24 protein-coding genes are annotated in these 23,061 nt (G+C 72.6%); 16 read left to right on the forward strand and 8 right to left on the reverse strand.

Going from position 1 to position 23,061, the window contains the following annotated elements; genetic code table 11:
• Positions 1 to 37: 37 nt before the first annotated feature.
• The gene (locus J2S41_RS07795) at positions 38 to 625 is read left to right on the forward strand and encodes a MarR family winged helix-turn-helix transcriptional regulator (RefSeq protein ID WP_310364869.1); all 588 of its coding nucleotides are present in this window, start codon (positions 38 to 40) and stop codon (positions 623 to 625) included.
• 9 nt (positions 626 to 634) lie between these two features.
• Here J2S41_RS07795 and J2S41_RS07800 read toward each other — a convergent pair whose 3' ends face one another.
• On the reverse strand, positions 635 to 1,747 hold the full coding sequence (locus tag J2S41_RS07800) for a CapA family protein (protein WP_310364872.1): 1,113 nt from the start codon (positions 1,745 to 1,747) through the stop codon (positions 635 to 637).
• Between the two features lie 261 nt (positions 1,748 to 2,008).
• On the opposite strand from J2S41_RS07800, the gene clsA reads away from it, so the two are divergent.
• From clsA to J2S41_RS07815, 3 genes are read left to right on the forward strand one after another with little or no spacing between them, the layout of a single operon-like run.
• Positions 2,009 to 2,641: a cardiolipin synthase ClsA gene (clsA, locus tag J2S41_RS07805; protein WP_310364874.1), complete on the forward strand. Its 633-nt coding sequence runs from the start codon at positions 2,009 to 2,011 to the stop codon at positions 2,639 to 2,641.
• Positions 2,638 to 3,567, forward strand: coding sequence for a DUF881 domain-containing protein (locus J2S41_RS07810; RefSeq protein WP_310364877.1), 930 nt, complete (start codon positions 2,638 to 2,640; stop codon positions 3,565 to 3,567). Before clsA ends, J2S41_RS07810 begins: the two co-directional genes overlap by 4 nt.
• Positions 3,567 to 3,899: a small basic family protein gene (locus J2S41_RS07815; protein ID WP_307246706.1), complete on the forward strand. Its 333-nt coding sequence runs from the start codon at positions 3,567 to 3,569 to the stop codon at positions 3,897 to 3,899. The genes J2S41_RS07810 and J2S41_RS07815 overlap by 1 nt, the downstream gene beginning before the upstream one ends.
• Positions 3,900 to 4,311: 412 nt before the next feature.
• On the opposite strand, the gene J2S41_RS39810 is transcribed toward J2S41_RS07815, so the two are convergent.
• Positions 4,312 to 4,677 carry a hypothetical protein gene (locus tag J2S41_RS39810; RefSeq protein WP_374728118.1) on the reverse strand — a complete coding sequence of 122 codons (366 nt, stop codon included), beginning with the start codon at positions 4,675 to 4,677 and terminating at the stop codon, positions 4,312 to 4,314.
• Between J2S41_RS39810 and J2S41_RS07825 the strand changes: the two genes are divergently transcribed.
• From J2S41_RS07825 to J2S41_RS07850, 6 genes are all read left to right on the forward strand, one after another.
• Positions 4,649 to 5,644, forward strand: coding sequence for a DUF881 domain-containing protein (locus J2S41_RS07825; RefSeq protein WP_374728119.1), 996 nt, complete (start codon positions 4,649 to 4,651; stop codon positions 5,642 to 5,644). The genes J2S41_RS39810 and J2S41_RS07825 overlap by 29 nt on opposite strands.
• Positions 5,645 to 5,673: 29 nt before the next feature.
• Positions 5,674 to 6,054 carry a glycine cleavage system protein GcvH gene (gcvH, locus tag J2S41_RS07830; protein ID WP_310364896.1) on the forward strand — a complete coding sequence of 127 codons (381 nt, stop codon included), beginning with the start codon at positions 5,674 to 5,676 and terminating at the stop codon, positions 6,052 to 6,054.
• A gap of 239 nt (positions 6,055 to 6,293) precedes the next feature.
• Positions 6,294 to 6,740: an oxoglutarate dehydrogenase inhibitor Odhl gene (gene odhI / locus J2S41_RS07835; RefSeq protein ID WP_307246713.1), complete on the forward strand. Its 447-nt coding sequence runs from the start codon at positions 6,294 to 6,296 to the stop codon at positions 6,738 to 6,740.
• A gap of 115 nt (positions 6,741 to 6,855) precedes the next feature.
• Positions 6,856 to 7,536, forward strand: coding sequence for a transcriptional regulator FtsR (gene ftsR / locus J2S41_RS07840; protein WP_310376323.1), 681 nt, complete (start codon positions 6,856 to 6,858; stop codon positions 7,534 to 7,536).
• A gap of 190 nt (positions 7,537 to 7,726) precedes the next feature.
• Positions 7,727 to 8,191, forward strand: a complete 465-nt coding sequence (locus J2S41_RS07845; RefSeq protein ID WP_307246715.1) for a bifunctional nuclease family protein — start codon at positions 7,727 to 7,729, stop codon at positions 8,189 to 8,191.
• A 166-nt stretch (positions 8,192 to 8,357) separates the two neighbouring features.
• Positions 8,358 to 8,933: a MerR family transcriptional regulator gene (locus J2S41_RS07850; RefSeq protein ID WP_310364899.1), complete on the forward strand. Its 576-nt coding sequence runs from the start codon at positions 8,358 to 8,360 to the stop codon at positions 8,931 to 8,933.
• A gap of 18 nt (positions 8,934 to 8,951) precedes the next feature.
• Here the strand turns inward: J2S41_RS07850 and J2S41_RS07855 are convergent, their stop codons facing one another.
• Positions 8,952 to 10,070 (reverse strand): epoxide hydrolase family protein, encoded by a 1,119-nt coding sequence (locus J2S41_RS07855; RefSeq protein ID WP_310364902.1) that lies wholly within the window; start codon positions 10,068 to 10,070, stop codon positions 8,952 to 8,954.
• 206 nt (positions 10,071 to 10,276) lie between these two features.
• Here J2S41_RS07855 and J2S41_RS07860 point away from each other — a divergent pair, with 206 nt between their 5' ends.
• Both J2S41_RS07860 and J2S41_RS07865 read left to right on the forward strand, forming a co-directional pair.
• On the forward strand, positions 10,277 to 10,744 hold the full coding sequence (locus J2S41_RS07860) for a DNA-directed RNA polymerase subunit beta family protein (protein ID WP_310364904.1): 468 nt from the start codon (positions 10,277 to 10,279) through the stop codon (positions 10,742 to 10,744).
• A gap of 75 nt (positions 10,745 to 10,819) precedes the next feature.
• Positions 10,820 to 11,305, forward strand: a complete 486-nt coding sequence (locus J2S41_RS07865; RefSeq protein WP_310364906.1) for a ricin-type beta-trefoil lectin domain protein — start codon at positions 10,820 to 10,822, stop codon at positions 11,303 to 11,305.
• A gap of 51 nt (positions 11,306 to 11,356) precedes the next feature.
• On the opposite strand, the gene J2S41_RS07870 is transcribed toward J2S41_RS07865, so the two are convergent.
• The 3 genes from J2S41_RS07870 to J2S41_RS07880 all read right to left on the reverse strand — a co-directional run bounded on the left by J2S41_RS07870 (position 11,357) and on the right by J2S41_RS07880 (position 14,942).
• Positions 11,357 to 12,250 carry an LLM class flavin-dependent oxidoreductase gene (locus tag J2S41_RS07870; protein WP_310364909.1) on the reverse strand — a complete coding sequence of 298 codons (894 nt, stop codon included), beginning with the start codon at positions 12,248 to 12,250 and terminating at the stop codon, positions 11,357 to 11,359.
• Positions 12,247 to 14,511 (reverse strand): LLM class flavin-dependent oxidoreductase, encoded by a 2,265-nt coding sequence (locus J2S41_RS07875; RefSeq protein WP_310364912.1) that lies wholly within the window; start codon positions 14,509 to 14,511, stop codon positions 12,247 to 12,249. Before J2S41_RS07875 ends, J2S41_RS07870 begins: the two co-directional genes overlap by 4 nt.
• A 206-nt stretch (positions 14,512 to 14,717) precedes the next feature.
• The gene (locus J2S41_RS07880; RefSeq protein ID WP_310364916.1) at positions 14,718 to 14,942 is read right to left on the reverse strand and encodes a ferredoxin; all 225 of its coding nucleotides are present in this window, start codon (positions 14,940 to 14,942) and stop codon (positions 14,718 to 14,720) included.
• A gap of 192 nt (positions 14,943 to 15,134) precedes the next feature.
• On the opposite strand from J2S41_RS07880, the gene J2S41_RS07885 reads away from it, so the two are divergent.
• The 3 genes from J2S41_RS07885 to J2S41_RS07895 are packed head-to-tail and all read left to right on the forward strand — an operon-like array spanning position 15,135 to position 18,210.
• Entirely contained in the window at positions 15,135 to 16,184 is a 1,050-nt protein-coding gene (locus J2S41_RS07885; protein ID WP_310364918.1) for a DUF418 domain-containing protein, read from the forward strand.
• Complete coding sequence (locus J2S41_RS07890; protein WP_310364919.1) at positions 16,181 to 17,584, forward strand: sensor histidine kinase; 1,404 nt, start codon at positions 16,181 to 16,183, stop codon at positions 17,582 to 17,584. Before J2S41_RS07885 ends, J2S41_RS07890 begins: the two co-directional genes overlap by 4 nt.
• Positions 17,581 to 18,210, forward strand: coding sequence for a response regulator (locus J2S41_RS07895; RefSeq protein ID WP_310364923.1), 630 nt, complete (start codon positions 17,581 to 17,583; stop codon positions 18,208 to 18,210). Before J2S41_RS07890 ends, J2S41_RS07895 begins: the two co-directional genes overlap by 4 nt.
• 57 nt (positions 18,211 to 18,267) lie before the next feature.
• Here the strand turns inward: J2S41_RS07895 and J2S41_RS07900 are convergent, their stop codons facing one another.
• Entirely contained in the window at positions 18,268 to 18,813 is a 546-nt protein-coding gene (locus tag J2S41_RS07900; protein WP_310364927.1) for an RICIN domain-containing protein, read from the reverse strand.
• 228 nt (positions 18,814 to 19,041) lie between these two features.
• Complete coding sequence (locus tag J2S41_RS07905; RefSeq protein WP_310364929.1) at positions 19,042 to 20,766, reverse strand: sulfatase-like hydrolase/transferase; 1,725 nt, start codon at positions 20,764 to 20,766, stop codon at positions 19,042 to 19,044.
• 201 nt (positions 20,767 to 20,967) lie between these two features.
• Here J2S41_RS07905 and J2S41_RS07910 point away from each other — a divergent pair, with 201 nt between their 5' ends.
• Entirely contained in the window at positions 20,968 to 22,992 is a 2,025-nt protein-coding gene (locus J2S41_RS07910) for a phosphocholine-specific phospholipase C (protein WP_310364934.1), read from the forward strand.
• Positions 22,993 to 23,061 lie beyond the last annotated feature (69 nt).

Consider the following 23,061-nt stretch of genomic DNA (forward strand, 5'->3'; position numbering starts at 1 on the left):
ATCGGAGTCCCCTGGCGCGGGTCCGTACTATGGGCAGGTGACCACAGTCGCGGAAGCCGAAGCCGCACTCGCCGAGCGCGCGCGGCAGTGCGAGGAGCAGGGCCACAAGCCGATCGACACGGATCTCGGCTGGGGGCTCGGCGTGGTGTTCCGCGCCTATGTGCGCGCGTCCGAGCACGTGGTCGAGGACCTGCCGGGCGGGCCCCGGGGCTACCAGATCCTCCGGATCGCGGCCGGTGACAAGGCGCTCAGTCAGGCGCAGCTCGCGCAGCACCTCGGCATCGACCGCACGGTCATGACGTACCTGCTGGACGATCTGGAGGGCGCCGGGCTGGTCGAGCGCCGCCCGGACCCGACCGACCGGCGCACCCGGCGGATCGTCGCCACGCCGCACGGGCAGGAGCGCCTCGAGGTGCTCACCCAGCGCTTCGAGGCGGCGGAGGAGCACGCGCTCGCGCCGCTGGCCCCCGGTGACCGCGCGGTGTTCCGGGTGCTGCTCCAGCGGCTGGCGACCACGGCCGACGCGGCGGACCCGCTGACCAACCCGTGCGAGGCGGTCGACGAGTCACACACGCCGGCCGCCGAGGCGGTCACGGCCGGGCCGCGCCGCTCGCGCCGCCGCTGACCCGTTCGCTCAGCGGGACGGCGCCGCGTCCGGTGACGACGCCGTGGCCGGCTCCGCCGACAGTCCCGCGCAGGCGCGCAGCGCGTCGAACCGGGCGCGGGCCTCATCGGCCGCCCGGCCCGCCAGTGGCTCCGCCTGCCCGGTGGCGGGGGAGACGCGGGCCGGCGTGAACGACGCCGCCGTCACCGCGCCGTCGTTCACCGTGAGCTGCAGCACGCCGCTGTCCGGCGAGACCGGCGAATCCTTGAACCAGATCAGATCACCCAGGCCGTACGCCACGTAGGCCGAGCCGAGCCAGCCCGCGCCCTGGAGCGTGTGCGCCGCTCCGGTGCCGACGATCACGCTGGCGCCCGCCTCGGCCAGCGCGGACGCGAACGCCTGCTGCTTCGGCGAGGGGCACTGCGCGTCGGTCTCGCCCCACTGGTTGTAGACCACCACCACGTCGGCGGAGCGCTTGGCGTCGATCACGGCCGCGATCGCGCGCTTGGCGTCCGCCGGGGACGCCACGCCCGGGTTGCCGCCCGAGGCCGCGAAGCTCTCGGCGAACAGCGGCGTGGTGTTCAGCGCGACCACCGCGACCCTCCCGCCCGGCGTCTCGGTCACCCAGGGGCGGAACGCGGCGGCCTCGTCCTTGCCGGCACCGAAGACCGGGAAGCCGGCCTTGGTCGCGGCCGCCACCGTGTCGGTGAGCCCCTGCGGGCCGAAGTCCAGCACGTGATCGCTGGCGATCGAGACCGCGTCCACGCCCGCCTCCTCCAGCGCGGCGAACGCGGTGGCGGGCGCGCGGAAGTTGCCCTCGGTCCGGACGCCCTCGCCGCGGGTGGTGATCGCGGACTTGAGATTCACCACGGTCACGTCCGCGTCCGCGAGCGCCTCCTGGAGGCCGCCGAACGCCTCGGGCGGGTTCCTCAGCAGCGGCGCGCTGCGGCCGGCGAAGTGCACGTCACCGGCGAAGCCGAGCGTGATGGGCCGGCGGGGCGCCTCGCTCTCGTCCACGTACACCGGCAGGAAGGGGGTGCTCGTCGCCGTCGCCGCTCCACCGCCGCCGTCCGTCGCGCAGCCCGTGGCCAGGCACAGCACCGCCACCGGGAGGACGACCAGCCGATGCCAACCCCGTATCACGGGTGCATAGCGTAGGGACAAACTCGTCCTCGGCGGGTCACAGAGGGATAACGAAGTCCTAGGACGCAGGAATCCGCACGAACGGGGTGTAATCACAAGATCAGCGTGGGGCTCATGAGAGCGCGTCCACCGGGCGTTATAGTGGCCCGGCAGTGGGACCGACCGGCCGTGTGCCGGGCGCGACCGCACCACGGACCGCCGCCTCGGCGGGGCCGGGCATCGGTGGGGCATGCCCGGCGTGCTTGCGCGGGAGGGGAAGCTGTGGCGCGTCGGCCTGCGCCTTGGGCGCCCGGACAACCGCTCGAGGGCATCTTCACCGAGCGGGTCCTCACCGTGCCGAACGTGATCAGCTTCGTGCGCCTGCTCGGCGTGCCGCTGTTCCTGTGGCTGCTGCTCGGCTTCGACGACCAGCAGGTCGCCGCGCTCATCGTGCTGGCCATCGGCGGCACCACCGACTGGGTGGACGGCTGGGTGGCGCGCCGGCTCGGCCAGGTCAGCCGCCTGGGTGAGTTGCTCGACCCGTTCGTGGACCGGCTCTACATCGTCGCCACGCTGGTCGCGTTCACGCTGACCGCGGTGGTGCCGTGGCAGTTCACGGCCGCGCTGATGGCCCGCGAGGCGGTGCTCGGCGTCTGCCTGCTGGTCCTGCGCGGGCACGGCTACGGCCCGCCGCCGGTGCACTACGTCGGCAAGACCGCCACGTTCATGCTGCTCGCGTCGTTCCCGGTGCTGCTGCTGTCCACGGCGTCGGAGACGGCCGGGCCGTTCGCCCACGCGTTCGGCTGGGCCTGCGCGATCTGGGGCATCGTGCTCTACTGGATCGCCGCGTTCTTCTACATCTACCAGGTGTCGCTGCTGGTCCGCGCGACCCGCCCGGCGAACGGCACGGCATGACGGCGGACCACCCGGACACGCCGCCGAAGCGGCAGTACGCGCCGGACTTCCTCACCGAGCTGTTCCGCAACCCGCTCGACCCCGGCTACGCCGACGCGGCCGCGCGCCGGGCCGAGCAGGGGCCGCGCACCGGCTGGCGCGGCGCGAGCGCGCGCGGGTTCGCGCTCACCACGCTGGTGCTGGTCGGCTTCCTCTTCGCGGTCGCGTACCGGCAGACCGTGGCCGCGGAGCCGGCCCGCGGCAAGGCACGGGCCGCGCTGGTCGAGCAGATCCGCACCCGCCAGGAGGCCACCGAGGACCTGGAGCAGCGGGCCGCCGCGCTCCGCGCCGAGGTCAACGCGCTGCGCGAGGCCACCCTGGAGGGCGACACCGCGGAGCGGCTGCGCGAACTGGAGGCGGCCACCGGGCTGGCCGAGGTCGAGGGCGACGGCGTGGTGGTCACGGTCGCGGACGGGAACAGCGACGTCAACGCGGTCACCGGCGGGCGCAAGGACGTCTCCAAGGTGCTCGACCGCGACCTGCAGGACATCGCGAACGCGCTCTGGTCGTGCGGCGCGGAGGCGATCACGATCAACGGCGAGCGGCTGACGTCCACGTCCACGATCCGGGCGGCGGGCGAGGCGATCCTGGTCGACTTCCAGCCGGTCACCGGGCCGTACGAGGTCGCGGCGATCGGGCCGGACGACCTCAAGGACGAGTTCGAGCGGACGCGCAGCGCGGCGCTGTTCCGCAAGCTGGTCAGCGAGTACGGCATGCGGTTCCAGGTGGAGCAGCGGGACGACCTGCGCCTCGCGGCGGCGGCCGGCGGCGACCTGGAGCACGCGTACCGCTCGCCGGAGCCGACCCCGCCGGCGTCCGGCTCGACCGCGCCGGACGGCACGAGCACCCCCACCCCGACCACCCCGACCTCCCCGGAAGGCGACTGATGTACGCGGTGATCGCGTTGATAGCGGGCGTCCTGCTCGGCGTGTTCCTGGACCCGACCGTGCCGCCCGCCCTGCAGCCCTACCTGCCGATCGCGGTGGTGGCGGCGCTGGACGCGGTCTTCGGCGGCGTCCGGGCACGGCTCGACCGCAACTTCGACGACAAGCAGTTCGTCATCTCGTTCATCTCGAACGTGCTGGTCGCCGCCGTGATCGTCTACCTGGGCGACCAGCTCGGCGTGGGCGGCCAGCTCTCCACGGGCGTCGTGGTGGTCCTCGGCGTGCGCATCTTCGGCAACGTGGCGGCCATCCGGCGCCACCTGTTCAGCGCTTAGCCGGGTAGCTTGAGTCCGATGAGCGAGCTTGCGAGCGAATCAGTGGCTCAGTGCCGCCCACGACGGGACAGCGGGATGGCGGGGGATTCCGGCATGAGCGAGCTTGCGAGCGAATCAGTGGCTCAGTGCCGCCCACGACGGGACAGCGGGATGGCGGGGGATTCCGGCATGAGCGAGCTTGCGAGCGAATCAGTGGCTCAGTGCCGCCCACGACGGGACAGCGGGATGGCGGGGGATTCCGGCATGAGCGAGCTTGCGAGCGAATCAGTGGCTCAGCGCCGCCCACGACGGGACAGCGGGATGGCAGGGAAACCGGCATGAGCAGCGACGAGCCGATGCGAGCCGACTCGAAGCCGACGGGTAGTCCGGTGGACGATGAGACGACGGTCAATCTGACGCGGGAGGATCTGCGTCATACCGAGCCGCCGGCGACCTCGGTGCCGCCGGTGGTGCTGCCGCCGGTGGCGCCGCCGTCCGAGGTGGTGCCGGCCAAGACGGGCGCGGAGGTGGAGAAGCCGGCGCCGCGCCGGCCCAGCCCCACGCCGAGTCCGAACCCGAGCGCGGCGGGGCCGGTCAGCCCCGTGGGGCCGAAGCCGGTGAGCCCGGCGAGTCCGGTCAGTCCTGCGGGGCCGAAGCCGAGCCCCGCGGGGCCGAAGCCGGTGAGCCCGGGCGGTGGGACCACGCCGAGCCCGGGGCCGGTCGTGCCGGTCAGCCCGGGCGGTGGGGCCAAGCCGAGCCCGGGGCCGGTCGTGCCGGTCAGCCCGGGCGGTGGGGTCAAGCCGAGCCCGGGGCCGGTCGTGCCGGTCAGTCCGGGCGGGCCGAAGACCGAGGTGGCGGCGGAGGCGGCGGCGCCGAAGCAGAAGACGCCCGCGGAGGCGCGGAAGATCGTCGCGCCGGTGCGGGGTGGGGACGGTGGCGCAGCCACGGCCGCGGCGAAGCCGGGGGAGGCGGACGCCGAGGGCTCGGCCGGGGCCGGGGGCGCCCCACGCGTACCCTCCGATGATTCTGAGACCGAGGCGGCGCCGGCGCCGCGGCGGGCGTCCGCGACCACCGTGATGATCGCGGTTCTGCTGCTGTTGTTCGGGTTCACGCTGGTCGTGCAGCTCAAGGCGAACGACGGCGACTCGACGCTGCTGACCGCGCGGCAGGAGGACCTGGTCCGGATCTTGTCGGACCTGGAGTCGCAGGAGCAGCGGCTGTCGCAGGAGGTCGCGGCGCTGGAGGACAGCAAGCAGTCGCTGAGCTCGGGCGCGGAGGGTCGCGAGGCGGCGCTGCGCGAGGCCACCGAGCGCGCGGACGATCTGGGCGTGCTCGCCGGTGAGCTGCCGGCGCGCGGCACCGGGCTGGTCATCCGGATCAACGGGGGAGAGAACCAGGTCGAGTCGGACGAGCTGCTCAACGCCGTGCAGGAGCTGCGCGGCGCGGGCGCGGAGGCGATGCAGATCGAGGGCGGCGACGGCACGGCCGTGCGCGTGGTGGCGTCGACCTCGTTCCAGGATTCCGCGGCCGGGCAGGGCGGTGACCGGTTCGGCGTGGTCGTCGACGGCAAGCGCCTGACGTCGACATACACGATCACCGTGATCGGCGATCCGAAGACGATGGACACCGCGTTGCGCATTCCGGGCGGGGTGATCGAATCGATCACGGATAACGGCGGTAACGTGACCGTGCAAGAACAAGGTGTGGTGGACGTGTCCGCCATCCACGACACCACCACGCTGCGGTACGCCCGACCGGTCTCCTGACCCGGCTCTCACCGAAGGACGAACGACCCGTGATCCCTGAGCACCTGCGATACACCGCCGAGCACGAGTGGGTGGCCGGCGACGGTTCCGCTCCGGTGCGGGTCGGCATCACCGACTTCGCCCAGGACGCGCTGGGCGACATCGTCTACGTGCAACTGCCCGACGAGGGCGCGACCGTGCAGGCCGGCGAGTCGCTCGGCGAGGTCGAGTCGACGAAGAGCGTCTCGGAGATCTACGCGCCGATCTCCGGCACCGTCACCGCGCGGAACGCGGCGCTGGCCGACACGCCCGAGCTGATCAACACGGATCCGTACGGCGAGGGCTGGCTGCTGGAGATCGCGCCCGAGGACCCGGCCGCGATCGCCGGGCTGCTGGATGCGCCCGCCTATGGTGCACTGATCAACAAGTAGTTTTCGTCGCACCGACAGAGTGTGATATCTGACAACCAGACGCGTTGCGCGCGTCCGGTTGCCGCACCCTACCCCGCTGGCTACTCTGCCGTAGTCACGCGAGAACTTGATATTGAAACCGCATTGTCGAACGTCCTTCACATGCCATGGATGGCAGCCGGGGGAGGCCCCGCCGGGCGCTGGCCGGCGGTTGTCCCGGTCCGGGGGGCGCGCGACCGAAAGAGACACGAGGTGGTCCGATGACGCGCCCAGACGACGAGTTCCCCCCGCTCGACGTCACGTCGACGCTGAACCTGGGTTCGCTCGACGAGGTCCTCGAGGGTCCGGATGCCGACGTGGTACCCAGCCGGATGTCCGGCTCGCTGCCGCCCGGCATGGCTCTGCTCGTCGTCCGCCGGGGTCCGAACGCGGGTGCCCGGTTCCTGCTCGACCACGACGTGACGACCAGCGGCCGGCACCCGGACAGCGACATCTTCCTGGACGACGTCACGGTCTCCCGCCGGCACGCCGAGTTCCACCGTGACGGCGGCACGTTCACGGTCCGCGACGTGGGCAGCCTCAACGGCACCTACGTCAACCGCGAGCGGGTCGAGGCCGCGACGCTCTCGAACGGCGACGAGGTCCAGATCGGCAAGTTCCGGCTCGTCTTCATCGCCGGGCCGCGCCCGGACGAGGGTGGCCGCTGATGACCTTGATCCTCATTAGCGAGGAGATGTCATGACCGTGTCCGGGGCGGCGTCCGCCTTCCCCGGTCCGCCGCCCGGGAACCACCGGGCGGCGCAGCAGGATGCGCGCCGGCTGATGAGCATCGGCGAGGTGCTGTCCGAGCTGCGCCCGGAGTTCCCCGACACGACCATCTCCAAGCTGCGCTTCCTCGAGGCCGAGGGCCTGGTCGAGCCGGAGCGCACCGCGTCCGGCTACCGGAAGTACAGCTGGGACGATGTCGCGCGCCTGCGGTTCGTGCTGACCGCGCAGCGGGACCAGTACCTTCCGCTGCGGGTCATCCGCGCGCAGCTGGCCGAGCTGGAGGCCGCCGGTTCCGCGCCGGTGGCCCTGCGGCTGGTCGGCGCGCCCGACCCGGACGCGCCCGCGCCCGCGATCGAGGTGGCGGACACCCGGTGCAGCCGCACCGAGCTGCTGGAGCGCACCGGCCTGGCCGACTCCGCGCTGGCCGAGATCGAGCGCCTCGGGCTGATCACCTGCCGTTCCCCCGGCTGGTACGACGAGGACGCGCTGGCCATCGCGCAGGCGGTCGCCGGGCTCGCCCGGCACGGCATCGAGCCGCGTCACCTGCGCGCGTTCCGGGCGTCCGCCGATCGTGAGGTGGGTCTCTACGCGCAGTTGATCGCGCCGCTCGCCCGTCAGCGTGATCCCGCCGCCCGGGCCCGCGCCGCCGAGACCGCCCATGAGCTGGCCGGACTCTCCCAGGCGCTGCATGCGGCGCTGCTCCGCGCGGGTCTGCGGGACGTTCTCGAGCGCTGAGTTGGGGATTTGTCCGTAACACGCGTGCCGTAGTCTCGCTTGGGTACGGTGCCCGGCATCGCACGGCGCGGGTGGCACTTACGCATGGTGATCCGTGTACCGTGCAGGTGAGGGGCAGGAAAAGCGTCTCGGGGCCGCCGCCGGCGCGGTGGCGTCGGGACGCACACACATAGGCGACACGGAGGCAGCGGTGCGCGAGCTGAGCGTGGTCGGGGTGCGGGTGGAGCTGCCCAACAACCAGCCGATCGTCCTGCTCCGCGAGGTCGAGGGCGACCGATACCTGCCGATCTGGATCGGCGCGGTCGAGGCCACGGCCATCGCGTACGAGCAGCAGGGGGTCAAGCCGGCCCGGCCGCTGACCCACGACCTGCTCCGGGACATCCTGGCGGCGCTCAAGGCGCCCCTGCAGGCCGTCGAGATCACCGAGCTGAAGGAGAACGTGTTCTACGCGGACCTCCTCATCGGCGACGGGGTGCGCGTCTCGGCCCGGCCGAGCGACTCGATCGCGCTGGCGCTGCGCGTGGGCGCGCCGATCCGCTGCGCCGAGCAGGTGCTCACCGAGGCCGGCATCGTCATCCCGGACGAGCAGGAGGACGAGGTCGAGAAGTTCCGGGAGTTCCTGGAGGGCGTGCGCCCCGAGGATTTCGCGGGCTAACCCTTAACGGGTAGGTACGCTTCGCGATACGGTGACGAAGTCGTCACGCTGCGCATGTTCCCCCGTACGCGGCGTGTCGCGGCAAAGCTTCCGCGATCCGGCCCGATGTGCGCTATATGGTGGGGCTCGTCGAGGGACGCGGCACCGCACAGCGGGAGGTAGTCGCATGGACGAATCTGCTGGATCAGCTCAGGCCCCCGGGGCCGACGACGGCGTCGGGATCGGCGAGGACGGCACGGTGGGATACCGCGGGGTGACCGCCTGCCACGCGGTCGGCATCAGCTACCGCCAGCTCGACTACTGGGCACGCACCCAACTGGTCGTCCCCAGCATCCGGGACGCCTCCGGCTCCGGCACCCAGCGGCTCTACTCGTTCCGTGACCTGGTCGTCCTCAAGGTCGTCAAGAGCCTCCTCGACGCCGGCGTCTCGCTGCAGAACATCCGCAAGGCCATCGAGACGCTGCGCTCTCACGGCGTCGAGGACCTGGCCGGCATCACGCTCATCTCGGACGGCACCACGGTGTACGACTGCCGCTCCCCGGAGGAGGTCGTCGACCTGCTCCAGGGCGGCCAGGGCGTCTTCGGCATCGCGATCGGCGGGGCGTTCAAGGAGATCCAGGGTTCGCTCTCCCACCTCCCGGGCGAGCCGGCGGTCTTCTCCCGGCCCACGCCCGAGCCCGAGCCCGACCCGGCCTTCGGCGACGAGCTCGCCGCCCGCCGCGCCCGCCGCCGCGCCGGCTGACCCGACGGCGAGACCCGCTCAGCCCCGGCGTGCGGACCCGCCCGCGAACGTCTCGGTGAGGTCGGCGGCGAGCAGGTGGGGGACCTCCAGGCCGGGGAAGTGGCCGCCGTGCGGCATGAGGGTCCAGCGGGTGACGAGATCCGTGGACTCGGCGAGCCGGCGGACCGGGATGGACGTGTCGTGCGGGAAGACCGCGACGGCCGTGGGGACCGTGTTGCGCGGGACGTCCGGCGAGGCGGTCCGGGCGTGCTCGAAGTACAGGCGGGCCGACGAGCCCGCCGTGCGGGTGAACCAGTAGACGCTCACGGTGGCGAGCAGGTCGTCGGCGCTGATCGGGGTGGCCGGATCGGACCACGCGCGGAACTTCTCGGCGATCCAGGCGAGCTGACCGGCCGGTGAGTCGGTGAGCGCGTAGGCGAGCGTCTGCGGGCGCGTGGTCTGCTGCATGCCGTACCCGGCCTCGTGGCGCATCATGTGGGCGTGCCGGGCCCGCGAGGCCTCGGCGGTGCGGCGTTCGTCCGGGGTGAGGTCGTCGGGCAGCGGCATGCCGGGCCGGGCGACCGCATGCGGCAGCATGGTCAGGTGGATGCCGGTGAGCCGGTCCGGCACCCGCACCGCCAGCGCGCGCGTGATGATCGCACCCCAGTCGCCGCCGTGCGCGGCGTACCGCTGATAGCCCAGCCGTTCCATCAGCGTGGCGAACGCGTGGGCGATGCGGGGCGGGTCCCAGCCGCGGTCGCGCGGCGGGCCGGAGAAGCCGAAGCCGGGGATCGACGGGATGACCAGGTCGTGGTCGAGGCGGTCGGCGAGCGGTGTGAGTTCCAGGACCGAGCTCGGCCAGCCGTGGGTGAGCAGCAGCGGCGGGCGGCCGCGCGCGATGTGGACGAAGTGGACGGTGGTGCCGTCGATCACGGTGGTGTACTGGGGAAGCGCGTTCAGCCGGGCCTCGTGGGCACGCCAGTCGAAGGCGCGGGCCCAGGTCCCGGCGAGGTCACGCAGCTGCTCCACGGGTACGCCGTAGTCCCACCCGGCACCGTCCGGTTCGTCCGGCCACCGGGTCCGGGCGAGGCGCTCCCGGAGATCGTCCAGTTTCACCTGCGGGACATCGATCCGGTACGGCCTGATCGCCTCGCCCATGTACCCGACTCTAGGCGGTGGACGGGCCCGTTTAAGGGTGGAATTCCGGCGATCACGCCCGCGGCCGTGACCTGCGGTGACAAGATTTCCGCGGCGCGCCGGTGGACCTCTTTGAGTGGACAAACCACGCCACCGGCCGACATGGGGGGAAAATCATGCGAATCAAGGCACGTAGGGTGGCCGCCATCGCCGGGGCTCTCGCGGCGATGGCAGTGCCCAGCACCGCCCTCGCGGATACTCACAAGGGCGTCTACATCCGGAACGTCGGTCTGGACGGCTGTCTGACCGCGGTGGACGACGACTCCGGCGAATCGCTGGTCCGCGTCAAGCCCTGCGAGGGCATGTGGTCACAGATGTGGACGGTGAGGCCGGCGCACGCGGACGGCGCACCGCTGGTTCGGGTCACGAAGCAGGTGGGCCTGTGCCTGGAGCTGATCGGGGAGGACATGCCGTGGAACGGCCGTCTGGCACTCCGTGAATGCGACTGGGACAACCCGTACCAGGAGTTCGCGGTGTCCCGGGCCGACTGGGCCGTACCGACCTGGCGGGTCTCCAGCCCGGACTCCGGCTCCTGGCTGAAGGCGTTCCACGAGCACGAGGCGCCGTACGTCTCGCAGACCAAGGAATGGCCGGGCGCCTACGCCGAGTGGGAGCACGTACCGGTCGCACCGTAACTCGCCGACCCGGGAGGGCCGCGCCAGCGGCCTTTCCCGGGCATCGCCATGGGGGACATGTCAATGAACAGGATAATGAAGACGGTACTGACGGCCGCCGGACTCGCCGCGATGGCGCTGCCCGGCACCGCGCACGCGGCCGAGCCGCCCGACGCCTGGGTCCAACTGCGCAACGTCGCCGTCGGTGGCTGCGCCGACGCGGCACCGTACGACGCGGTCCGGATCGGGCCGTGCGACGGCAGCCCCGGCCAGCGCTGGCTGCTGGAGCGGGTCGGCCCGGACCAGGGCGACGCCACGCTCTACCGCCTCCGGCAGCGGGACTGGCGGTGCGCGGAGCTGTCCGGCGACCTCGGCTGGGCGCAACTGCGGCTGGGCTCGTGCGAGTTCTACGCGCCGAATCAGGCGTTCCTGCTGCGACCGGCCCGCTACGGCGGCGGCGTGGAGCTGATCGGCCAGGAGTACCACCAGGCGCTGAAGGTCTACGAGTACGGCCAGGCGCCGTTCACGTCCGCCACGATGGACTGGCCGGGCGACTACGCCGTCTGGTCCTTCGGGTACTGACGACCGTCCGGGGCCGCACCGGCATCCGGTGCGGCCCGGCGGCCGCGGCGATCAGCGCTCGGCCGCGACCAGCTCACGCGCCGCGGGCGCGACCTCCTTGGCGAAGATCTCGATCGCGGCCGGGTCGTCCGAGGCGAGGATGAACCCGCTGGTGCCGTACTCCAGCGTCAACCCGGCCAGTTCCTCCGCCCACTGGTCCGCCGGCCCGTCGAGGAACCCTCGGCTGCGCGACGCGAACGCGCCGCCCACGTTCAGCAGCCGCCGCACGTCCGACGGGGACCGGCCGGCCGCGAGCGCCGCGTCGTCGATGTGCTTGTTCAGCCCGGTCAGATCCGACGGGCCACCCGGGAGGTAGGACAGCGACGGCAGCCACCCGTCCGCGAGCCGTCCGGTCAGCCGCAGCATGCGGGGCTTGAGCGCGCCCACCCAGATCGCCACGTCGTGCGCGGGCGCGGGCCCGCGCTTCGCGCCGTCCGCCGAGTGGTACGTCCCGCGGACCCGGACGCCGCCGGGCGTGGACGTGTCCCACACCGCGCGGATGATCTCGATGGCCTCGGCCAGCGCGTCCACGGCCTGGCCGGGCGTCAGCCGCCGCCCGCCCATCGCCTCGATCGCGTCCCAGAACGCGCCCGCGCCCAGGCCCAGCTCGACCCGGCCGCCGGAGAGCAGGTCCAGCGACGCGACCGCGCGGGCCAGCACCGCCGGGTTGCGCAGCGGCACGTTGAGCACGTTGCCGGCGACCTTGATCCGGGAGGTACGGGACGCGACGTAGCTCATCAGCGTCCACGCGTCATGGAACGACGGCTGGTACGGGTGGTCCTGGAAGGTGACCACGTCCAGCCCGGCCCGGTCCGCCACGACCGCCAGCTCGACCGCCTGCTGCGGCGGCCGGGCCGAGGGCGTCACGAACGCACCGAAGATCAGCTCGTGTCCGTAGTCGGTCATGCCCGGTCCTCCGAGGTGAGCGGCGTGATGTTGAAGTTGTCGCGGAACAGGTTCGTCGGGTCGTAGGCCGTCTTGATCGTGCGCAGCCGGTCCAGCGTGGCGGGCGGGAACGCGTCGGCGAGGCGCTCGGGCCGCGGGTCCGTCTCGAAGCTGAGGTAGAGGCCCTCCATCAGCCCGTACATCTCCCGGTCCCACGCCCGGTCCAGGCGTTGCCGGTTGTTGCCGATCGCCACGATCTGGAAGTTCGCGTCCCGGTGCGCGTAGGCGGTGGCGCCGGCCGGGACGTCCGACACCGCGCCGCCGACCGCGCGGATCTGGAAGAAGTACGTGGCGCCGCTGGCCAGCAGCCGCGCGCTCGCGGCCGCCACCTCCGGCGTCAGGTGCCGGACGAACCCGGACCGGCTCACCGGCTCGCCCTGCCCCCGGTGCGGTTCCGTGGACGCGTTCGAGATCACCACCTGGTACGGCGCGATCACCACGTTCTGGTCGTAGAGCGGCGCCACGGACACCACCGGCGTCAGGTCCGCCACGATCTTCTCCGCGTCGTCCGCGGCCACCATGGCCATCACCTGCGCGAACGACGGCTGACCGGGCTGCGGCGGGCCCATCAGCAGCATCGCGGTCAGCTCGCGCGGCGCCGCCTCGACCGCCTGCCCGTAGCGCACCAGCATCGCGGCCGGGTCGGCGGCGTCCAGCACGAACTGGCCGAAGCCGACGTCGCCGACCTCGTCCACCTCGAAGTCGAAGTCGGTGACCACGCCCAGGTTCGCGCCCGCGCCGCGCAGCCCCCAGAACAGGTCCGGGTGCTCGTCCGCGGACGCGCGCACGATCGAGCCGTCCGCCAGCACCACGGTGGCGGCGCGCACGTGGTCGAGCGTGAGGCCGTGCTTGCGGGACATCCAGCCGATGCCGCCCGCGGTGGTGAGCCCGCCGACGCCCACGCCACCGTAGTCGCCGGAGGTCAGCGCCCAGCCGTGCGGGGCCAGCGCCGCGGCCACCTCCATCCAGCGCATGCCGGCGCCGACCCGGACCAGCCGGGACCCGGCGTCCAGCACCTCGAACGTCTTGAGCCGGCCCAGGTCCAGCACGATGCCACCGTCGTTGGTGGACCGTCCGCTGACGCCGTGCCCGCCGCTGCGCACGCCGAACGGCAGGTGCCGGTGCCGGGCCGCGAACGCCAGCGCGTCCGCCACCTCGGCCGGCGTGGACGGGCGCAGCACCAGGCCGGGCGAGCCGCCGCGCATGTAGTTGGAGCGGACCAGCGGGTACTCCACGTCGCCGGGCTCGACCGCGGAGCCCGACAGCGAGGGCGGCAGTCCGTCGTAGCCGATGCCGGGGCGGCGCTTCGACCGTACCGACGAGGGCTTGTGATTCGTCTTGGCCAGCGGTGCGGCGGCGGCGCGCAGGGCCGGCATCACCTCGGACGCGAACCGCTCCAGATCGGACTCCGAGTCGGTCATCAGGATCAGCGTGCCCACGCCGTCCTCCAGGATCAGCGGCAGCAAGTCGTCCACCCACTGCGACGGCGGCCCCTGGAGGAACCCGCCGGAGGCCGCCTGGAACGTGCCGGAGATGTTGAGCAGCCGGCGGACGTCGGCCGGCTCGCGCCCGGCGGCCACCGCCGCCTCGTCGATGATCTTGTTGCCGGCCGCGACGCCGTCCCGGCCGACGTAGGGCAGCGAGGGTAGCCAGCCGTCCGCCTTCTCGCCGACCAGCCGCAGCATGCGAGGCTTGACCGCGCCGACCCAGATCGGAATCGCGTGCGCCGGGGCCGGACCGCGCTGCGCGCCGACCACCCGGTGGTGCGTGCCACCGGCGCGCGCCGGGCGCCCGACGGAGACGTCCTGCACCTCCCGGATCACGTCGATCGCCTGGCTCAGCGCCTCGACCGACTCCCGCGGCGGCAGCACGGTGGCGCCCATCGCGCGGGCCGCCGCGCCGTTCGCCCCCGCGCCGAGCCCGAGCTCCAGCCGCCCGTGGGAGAGCAGGTCGAGCGAGGCCGCCGCACGGGCCAGCACCGAGGGGGTACGCAACGGCAGGTTGATCACGTTCGGCGCCAGCCGGATCCGGTCGGTCTGCCCCGCCACCCAGGAGAGCAGCGTCCACGTGTCATGAAATATCGGCAGGTAGGGATGGTCCTGGAACGTGACCAGGTCGTAGCCGAGCTCCTCCGACCGCCTGGCCAGCGCCACCGGATCCCGCGGCGACGCATTACCCGGCGTGACGAACGTGCCGAACTCGAGGGGATGTCCGTAGTTCATGACCGCTTCCCGTCTTAGGTTGATGCATCAACCAGTGTGCCAGATCCCCCCGGAAACCGATGTGACGTCCACCGCCCGCGGCCTCGGCGGCCCGACGGGACCCGTGCGGTGGCCGCAGGGGACGCGAAACCCGGCCATGCCGGAATCGGGAGCACGGTGCCCGCGGAAGCGTGCGGAACCGGGGCGCGCCGGAAGCGGGGGATGGGTCAGAGGCGGAGCGGGGCCGGTTTCTCGTGGGCGAGGATCGCGGCGGCGGGGCAGCGCAGGACGGCCTCGCGGACGGCGAGGACGGTGTGTGTGGGTGGGCGCGGGTCCAGCAGGCGGACCAGGCCGGCGTCCTCGTCGAGGTCGAAGACCTCGGGGGCGATCGCGCGGCACATGCCGGAGCCGATGCAGCTCGCGCCGTCGACCTCGACCCGCAATGCCGTCATGCGTCGCCTCCCGCTCACTGTCGGTCTAGGACATCGTTCCTGACCGTCAACCTGGACGCCAGGCGCGTGGCTCGCGGATGACGCCAAACCCGGCACGATTTCTCCGGTTCGGGCCGGAAGTACTAGGGGCGGGGGCGTGGTACGGCCCTTTGGCGGAGGTCGCGGGCGGCGGGGCCGCGCAGGCTGTGCCGCATGTCTTCGACACGGATCAGGGCGCTGGACGTCATTCGCGGGTTCGCGCTGTGCGGGATCACGGTGGCCAATGTGAAGCCGATCGCGCATCGGGGTTCGGTGTTCGAGTCGGCCGGTACCGTGCTGGGGCCGCCGGGGGACGGTGTGCCGTGGCTGCATCTGCTGGTCGATCAGCGGTTCTACCCGATCTTCGCGGTGCTGTTCGGCGTGGGGTTCGAGCTGTTGCTGCGGTCGGCGGCCGGTGCGCGGCGGGTGCTGGTGCGGAGGCTGCTGGCGCTGCTGGTGATCGGGCTGGTGCACCTCACGCTGCTCTGGCCGGGGGACGTGCTGACCGCGTACGCGCTGTTCGGGCTGGTGGTGCTGGTGCCGGCGTCGTGGCTGCCGCGGGCGGGGGCGGCGGTGCTCTGCGCGGTGCTGATCGTGGCGGCGCTCGGGCTGGGGACCGGGTTCCATCTGCTGATCCCGGGGTTGTTGCTGCTGGGTTCGGTGCTGGCGCGGTGCGGCGTGGTGGACCGCCTGGAGGGGGCGGTGCGGGTGCCGTCGCTGCTCCTGGCGGGCTTCGTGGTCTTGGCGGCGCCGTTCGCGTGGCTGCAGGTGGCGGGCGAGGGGTACGCGTATCCGATCGCCGGGCTGCTGATCGCGGGGGCGTACGGGTGCGGGCTGTTGCTGCTGTTGGGGACGCCGGTACGGGGTGTGCTGACCGCGGCGCTGGCGCCGCTGGGGCGGATGGCGCTGACGAACTACCTGGCCACCACGGTGCTGGTGTTGGCGATCTCGCTGCTGGTGCCGGGTTCGGACGGGTGGGGGACCGGAACCGTGCTGGCGATCGCGGGGTCCGTGCTGGTTCTAGAGTGGGGCTGGTCGACGCTGTGGTTGCGGTGGTTCCGGCAGGGGCCGCTCGAATGGGGATGGCGGTGGGTGACCTGGTGGCGCCGGCCTCCGCTGCGGGTGGACCGGGCGGCGGGCGGCGGGGCGGCGCGGCCGAGCGCCGGCGAGACGGTGCACGGGCTGGTTCCTGGACCGGGTGGCCGCGTGGAGCGTGCGCGTTGAATCGGTGGAGCGGGGCGGGGCCGGTGATCGCGCGGGCCGGGGTCGTGGCGGTCCTGGTGCTGGGGCTGCTGCTGGAGATCGTGGTGACGGCCGGGGCACCTCCGTCGTTGCTCGTCGGCGTGGTGAAGCTGCTGGCCACGGCGGGGGTTTGCGCGGCGGCGGCATATGTGGTGATCGGTCGGTCCGCGGTATCGGACGGGGATGACGCGTCCCCGCGCCGCGCGTTCGACACCGCGACCACGGGCAGGCGGCCCGCCGCGGCTGCTGCCGCGGGTGCGAGCGGCTCGGGCGCGAGGGAATCCGGCGCCGTGGTGGCCGCGGCGACGGCTCGGGACCGATCTGACGGACGCCATTCCGGTGCGGCCGGATCGGGCGAACCCGATCCGGGCACCGCGGCAGCCGTCCCGCACCGGCCTGGCACGCGTGACCCCCACCGCGCGGCGATCGGGCTCGGTGCCGCGGCCACCCTGGCGATCGGCTCGATGCTGGTCGCGCAGGCAACCGACGTGACGGCCGGATGGCGGGCACCACCGGCCCCCGTTGCGTGCCTCGCCCTGCTGATCGTGACCGCCGCGGCCGTTCGGCACCTCACCTCCGCCTGGGCGGCGATCCTCGCCGCCGCCGCGGCCCTGGTGCCGACCGTCGCGTTCCGGACCGCCTACACGGGAACGGTCACGCTCGTCATGACCGCCGGATGGATCGCCGCCGTCGTGATCGGCGCGTGGCTGCGGGCCACGGACGCCCGGCGGCGGCGGTTGCGTGACTCGATCCGGCGGGCGGAGCGGACCGCGCTGGCCCGCGATCTGCACGACGTCGCGGCGCACCACCTCACCGCGCTGATCATTCAGGCGCAGGTGGCACAGGTGGCGCCGGGCGAGACCCGCACCGCGCTGGCCGAGATCGAGCGGGCCGGCGTCGAGGCGCTGGACTCGCTGCGCCGGGTGGCGCGGCTGCTCCGCGACCCGAACGCGGAGCCGGAGACGCCGGGCACCGTGGCCGACCTGGTGGCCGCGTTCGCCGCACGTGACCCGGCCGCACCGGATCGGCCCGCGATCGAGGCCCGCCTGGACCTGCCGAACGGGCCGCAGCCCCGCGACTGGCCGCCCGGCGTGGCGCTCGCGCTCTACCGGATCACGCAGGAGGCGCTGACCAACGTGGCCCGCCACGCCCACGACGCCCGCCACGTCACGGTGACGCTCGCCCACGACCGGCGCTCGATCCGCCTCACCATCACCGACGACGGACAAAAGGGAACAGGAACGGAGGATCGTCCCGCCGGCGGTCACGGCATCGAGGGCATGCGCGAGCGCGCCGCCGCCCTCGGCGGCACCCTCACCGCCGCTCCGGACGGCGGCTGGGCCGTGCGCCTCACCCTCCCCGCGCCCCGGCGCCGCCGATGACGGCGCCAGCGATCACCGTGCTCGTCGCCGACGATCAGGCGATCGTCCGGCGCGGGCTGCGGATGCTGCTGGAGAGCCACGACGGCATCACCGTGGTCGCCGAGGCCGCGGACGGGGTGGAGGCGATCGAGGCGGCGCGGCGGCTGCGGCCGGACGTCTGCCTGGTCGACATCCAGATGCCGCGCCTCACCGGGCTCGACGTGACCCGCGCGCTCGCCGCCACCACCAAGATCGTCGTGATCACCACGTACGACCTGGACGAATACGTGCACGAGGCGCTCGGCGCCGGCGCGGTCGGGTTCATCCTCAAGGATTCCGGGCCGGCGCTGCTGGCCGAGGCGGTGCGCGCCGCGCACGCCGGCGACGCGCTCGTCTCCCCGTCGATCACCATGCGCCTGCTGCGGCATTTCACCACCCCGGCCAGGGCGGTACGGCACCCGCTCACCGACCGGGAGATCGAGCTGGTCCGGAAGGTGGCCCGCGGCCGCACCAACCGTGAGATCGCGGCCGAACTGTTCGTCGCGGTCAGCACCGTCAAGGCGCATCTGGCGAACGTGCAGACCAAGCTCGGCCTGCGCAACCGCGTGGAGGTGGCGGCGTGGGCCTGGGAGAACGGGATCACCTGACGGCGCCCGGTACCCGGCAGGGCCGGCGACCCTGCCGGGCCGAGCGAAATGGCCGGATCAGCTCAGGCCGGACGAGCGCCAGACCTGGTTACGGTCATCACCGCCGGAGTTCCACGGCGCGACGTTCACATTCGCGGTCTCGACGCCGTTCACGTAGCTCTGCTGCAGGTCCTTCTGGCTCTTCATGTTCGTCTGGTAATAGCCGGTGACCAAGAAATCCGCCTCGAAGGTGCGCCATTGCTGGCTCAGGTCGGTATTGCACACGGCCGCCTTCACGTCCGGCTGCTCAATGCCGTTGACCCAGCTCTGCTCCAAGCACTTGCCGCTCCGCTTGTTCTTCACGGTCGAGGCGATGTAGGAGTCGTCGACCCAGGTGGACGACCAGAGCTGCTGGTCGCTGCCGTTGCACACGGCCATCTTGATGGCCGGCTGCTCGGCGCCGTTCACCCAGCTCTGCTCCAAGCACTTGCCGCTTCGCCAGTTCTTCATGACATACCAGTACTCCTCCGCCGGGGCGGGCGCCGCGAGCGCGGCGGCCGGTGCCACGAGGACGGCCACGCCCGCCGTGCAGGCCGCGGCGATGGCGATAGCGATACGTCTCACGGATAACCTCCGAAGAGCTGATGGGAAAGGCCGGTGCGAGGATGGGCACCCTGAATCCGCAAGCCCTGGACATCAAAGAAATGGCACGGCCGAGACGCGCATTGCAGGATGCCACGAATGAACTCCGTGAAGTTCGCAGCGACACTACCAACAGAAGCGTTCGCGCGGCGCGACACTTGGACATTCGTCCAAGTGGTTATTTGTATTGTCGTATATCTATGACGAGGCTCACTGAAGGTCGCTGAACGCGGTCAGGAACCGGTCCCGGAACGCGTCCATCCGCCACACCGGCGCGTCCGGCGCCGGCGTGAGGCCGGGCGTCCAGCCCCACGAGGAGATCCGGTCCAGCACGGCTGGGTCCTTGGCCACCACCGTGATCGGCACGTCGCGGGTCGCGTTCTCGCCGGTGATGATCGGCGCGGGCTGGTGGTCGCCGAGGAAGACCAGAACCGTGTTCTCGTCGCCGTAGGTGGAGATCCAGGACGTGAGCGCCTCGATCGAGTACTCGATCGACTGCCGGTACGCGGCCCGCACCCGGTCGGAGTTGCTCCACAGCTCGCGCGTGGGCACGCCGGCCCGGGCCTGCGGCGTGAAGATGGTGCCGTCGCCGACCGCGTCCCAGTCGACCATCGTCGGCAGCTTCGTCCACGGCGTGTGGCTGGACAGCGTGTCGATCTCGGCCATCACCGGGCCGCCCCGGCGCGCGTCGCCGAGCTCACGGCGCTGGAGCACCGAGTAGGAGAACTGGTCCGGCACCACCACCCAGGTGAAGTGCTCGCCCTCGTACCCGATGGTCTCCGAGTCGTAGACCTGGTCGAAGCCGTAGAAGTGCTGCTCGGGCCAGGCGTAGGTGAGCGCGGGCATGACGCCGACGGTGCGCCAGTCGGCGCGCTGGAACGCGCCGGTCAGCGTGGTGTGCTCGGTGCTGACCAGGTTCCGGTACCGCTCCTGGTTCTCGATCCACAGCCCGGACTGGAACGTGGAGTGCGCCAGCCAGCTTCCGCCGCCGGCGGTCGGCGAGGTGAGCCAGCCGCTGCGCGCGTCGAAGCCCTGCGCGGACAGCCGCTCCTGGCCGGCGTCGAGCGCGGCCGTCACCGCGGCGGTGTAGTCGTACCCCTCGACCGCGGTCCGCCCGTAGCTCTCGATGAACGTGACGAACACGTCCTTGCCGCGCAGCCCGGTCAGCAGCTGCTCCGGCGGCACGTCCCGGAACGCGTCGTTCGCGGCCAGCTCCGCGAACTCGCGCGAGTCGGCCAGTCCCTCGTTGACCTGCCGCACCTTGTCCGCGGCCATCCGCGCGGTGCTCCACGCGGCGACCGGGCCGCCCGGGTCCGCGCGCAGTCCGGTGCCGGCGATCAGGACCCAGATCACGGTCAACACCGCCACGGTACGCACGGAGGCCCTGTCGTGCCGCACCACGAACCCGGTCAGCCGGATCATCGACGCGGCCATCGCGGCCAGCACCGCGACCGCGAGCAGCAGCACGCCGGCGATGGCGCCCCAGGCCGCGGCCGTACCCGCGTTGCCCTTGACGAAGTTGTAGGCGTCGCCGAAGAACGGCCAGTCCAGCACGAGGTCGAACGACCGGGACAGCGTCTGGTAGAAGCCCATGTCGACGAGCTTCACGATCAGCAGCACGCCGAGCAGCACGCCGAGCACGGCCGCGAGCACGGTCCGCGGCCGGCGCGGCAGCAGTCGCAGCACCGCGACCGCGATCAGCGCCTCCAGCGGCAGCCGCAGGAACGCGGCCGGGCCGAGGCTGCTCACCTGGTTGGGGGAGAGCAGCGCGCCCAGCACGAGCGCGGCCGCGGCCAGCGTCAGCGCCCATCCGCCGACGGTGCGCAGCCGTCGTCGTACCACCTGATCATCGGCGACCGCGGGCGTCTCCGCAGCCGGCGTGTCCGGGGCCCGGGTGTCCGGGGCCAGGGCGTCCAGGTCTGGTGCGCGGCGCAAGCGCGTGATGAGCGACAACGGTGGTTTCCTTCGCAGCGGGACCCGGACGGGCCGTCGGACCTACCCGGTCCTAGGTACGTCCGTACGCGCCCGCTGCGTTCAACGGCGCGCGATCTTTCTGCTCGCCGGACCGCGCCGCGGCGGCGAGGTTTCGGCCGCCGGTCATCTCGGCGCAAGGTTCCGTCCCTAGCGTGGGTCGTCATGAGCACCGTCGATCGGCGTAGCTTCCTCACGATGATGGGCGCGCCCGCGGTCGGCGCCGCGCTGCCCGGAGGCCTGGAGCGCGCCGTACGCATCGCACCCGACAGTCGGCACGGCAGCATCCGCGACGTCGAACACGTGATTTTCCTGATGCAGGAGAACCGGTCGTTCGACCACTACTACGGCGCGCTGCGCGGCGTCCGCGGCTTCGCCGACCCGCACCCGGCGCGGCTGCGCAACGGCGACCCGGTCTGGCGCCAGCCGCACGGCGACGACGTGCTGCTGCCGTTCCGCCCGGAGGTGCCGGACGTGGGCCGGATGTTCCTGCCGGACCCGCCGCACGGGTGGAACGACGGGCACGCCGCGTGGAACGAGGGCCGGTACGACGCGTGGGTGCCGAACAAGGGCATCACCACGATGACCCACCACGTGCGCGGTGACCTGCCCTACCAGTTCGCGCTGGCGGACGCGTTCACGGTGCTGGACAACTACCACTGCTCGCTGATGGGCCCGACCGACCCGAACCGCTACCACATGTGGTCCGGCTGGGTCGGCAACGACGGCCGGGGCGGCGGCCCGGTGGTGACCAACGCGGAGCTCGGCTACGACTGGACGACCTACCCGGAGCGGCTCTCCGAGGCCGGCGTGTCGTGGCGGATCTACCAGGACACCGGCACCGGCCTGGACGCGGCCGGCTCGTGGGGATGGACGCAGGATCCGTACATCGGCAACTACGGCGACAACTCGCTGCTGTACTTCAACCGGTACCGGAACGCGGCGCCCGGCGACCACCTGTACGACCTGGCCCGCACCGGCACGTCCATCGTGGACGAGGGGCGCGACCCGGAGAAGCTGCTCACCGACTTCGCGGCGGACGTGGCGGCCGGGCGGCTGCCGCAGGTGTCCTGGATCGTGGCGCCGGAGGCGTACACCGAGCACCCGAACTGGGAGCCCGGCTACGGCGCCTGGTACATGTCCAAGGTCATCGACATCCTGGCCGCGCACCCCGAGGTGTGGAGCCGGATGGCGCTGTTCATCACGTACGACGAGGAGGGCGGCTTCTTCGACCACCTCGTGCCGCCGACGCCGCCGCGCACCCCGGCGCAGGGCGGCTCCACCGTGCCGATCACCAACGAACTCTTCCCGGGCGACTCCGGCCTGGTCCCCGGGCCGTACGGGCTGGGCGTGCGGGTACCCATGGTGGTCGTGTCGCCGTGGACGCGCGGCGGCTGGGTCGACTCGCGGCTGGCCGACCACACGTCGCTGATCCGCTTCCTGGAGGCGCGCTTCGGCATTCGGGAGCCGAACATCACGCCGTGGCGGCGGGCGATCACCGGCGACCTGACCGAGGCGTTCGACTTCCGCACGCCGAACGACTCCGCGCACGTGCGGCTGCCGGACACCGACTCGTACAAGCCGGAGGAGCTGACCCGGCACCCGGACGAGGTGCCGGTCCCGCCCGCCGACCCCCGGCTGCCCGCGCAGGAGCGGGGCGTGCGCCCGGCCCGCCCGCTGCCGTACCGGCTCTACGCGGACCTGCGCGGCTCCGACCTGCGGCTGCGCAGCGACGGCGGTGCCGCGGCCGTGTTCGCCGTCCGCTCGCCGGACCACGACCCGCGGTCGTACACGGTGGGCAACGGCTCGGAGATCACCGAGTCGCTGGCCGGTCACCGGTCCGCGGAGGTGCACGGGCCGAACGGCTTCTACCGGCGCTTCGCGGTGGGCGGGCGCACGCCGATCGACGTGCGCGCCCGCTACGACGAGCACCGGCTGGAGGTGATCCTGGAGATCACCAACCGGTCCGCGCAGCGCGCCGAGGTGCGCGTGGCCGACCGCTACAAGAGCCGGGCCCGCACGCTGACGCTGAAGCCGCGCGAGACCCGCGCCGAGCGCTGGTCGCTGGGCCGGACCAAGGGCTGGTACGACCTGACCGTCACGGCCGTGGAGACCGAGCTGCGCTACGCCGGCCACGTGGAGAACGGCAGGCCCAGCATCAGCGACCCGGGCATGGGTGGACTGATCTGACCGTTCGGTGGAGCGGCGGAATCCACCGCCGCTCCCCGCCGGCGGACGATGTGGACGCGGGGCCGGTTT

The sequence above is a fragment of the Catenuloplanes atrovinosus genome, assembly GCF_031458235.1.
In the GTDB taxonomy this organism is placed as follows: domain Bacteria; phylum Actinomycetota; class Actinomycetes; order Mycobacteriales; family Micromonosporaceae; genus Catenuloplanes; species Catenuloplanes atrovinosus.

What these genes read in the sequence shown, in the direction of transcription:
- J2S41_RS07815 (WP_307246706.1), top strand. Translation starts at nt 3,567, where the DNA reads ATGTACGCGGTGATCGCGTTGATAGCGGGCGTCCTGCTCGGCGTGTTC.
- J2S41_RS07855 (WP_310364902.1), bottom strand. Translation starts at nt 10,070, where the DNA reads ATGGGCGAGGCGATCAGGCCGTACCGGATCGATGTCCCGCAGGTGAAA.
- J2S41_RS07895 (WP_310364923.1), top strand. Translation starts at nt 17,581, where the DNA reads ATGACGGCGCCAGCGATCACCGTGCTCGTCGCCGACGATCAGGCGATC.
- J2S41_RS07870 (WP_310364909.1), bottom strand. Translation starts at nt 12,250, where the DNA reads ATGACCGACTACGGACACGAGCTGATCTTCGGTGCGTTCGTGACGCCC.
- odhI (WP_307246713.1), top strand. Translation starts at nt 6,294, where the DNA reads ATGACGCGCCCAGACGACGAGTTCCCCCCGCTCGACGTCACGTCGACG.
- ftsR (WP_310376323.1), top strand. Translation starts at nt 6,856, where the DNA reads ATGAGCATCGGCGAGGTGCTGTCCGAGCTGCGCCCGGAGTTCCCCGAC.
- J2S41_RS07880 (WP_310364916.1), bottom strand. Translation starts at nt 14,942, where the DNA reads ATGACGGCATTGCGGGTCGAGGTCGACGGCGCGAGCTGCATCGGCTCC.
- J2S41_RS07910 (WP_310364934.1), top strand. Translation starts at nt 20,968, where the DNA reads ATGAGCACCGTCGATCGGCGTAGCTTCCTCACGATGATGGGCGCGCCC.
- J2S41_RS07860 (WP_310364904.1), top strand. Translation starts at nt 10,277, where the DNA reads ATGGCAGTGCCCAGCACCGCCCTCGCGGATACTCACAAGGGCGTCTAC.
- J2S41_RS07875 (WP_310364912.1), bottom strand. Translation starts at nt 14,511, where the DNA reads ATGAACTACGGACATCCCCTCGAGTTCGGCACGTTCGTCACGCCGGGT.
- J2S41_RS07885 (WP_310364918.1), top strand. Translation starts at nt 15,135, where the DNA reads ATGTCTTCGACACGGATCAGGGCGCTGGACGTCATTCGCGGGTTCGCG.
- J2S41_RS07850 (WP_310364899.1), top strand. Translation starts at nt 8,358, where the DNA reads ATGGACGAATCTGCTGGATCAGCTCAGGCCCCCGGGGCCGACGACGGC.
- J2S41_RS07865 (WP_310364906.1), top strand. Translation starts at nt 10,820, where the DNA reads ATGAAGACGGTACTGACGGCCGCCGGACTCGCCGCGATGGCGCTGCCC.
- J2S41_RS07810 (WP_310364877.1), top strand. Translation starts at nt 2,638, where the DNA reads ATGACGGCGGACCACCCGGACACGCCGCCGAAGCGGCAGTACGCGCCG.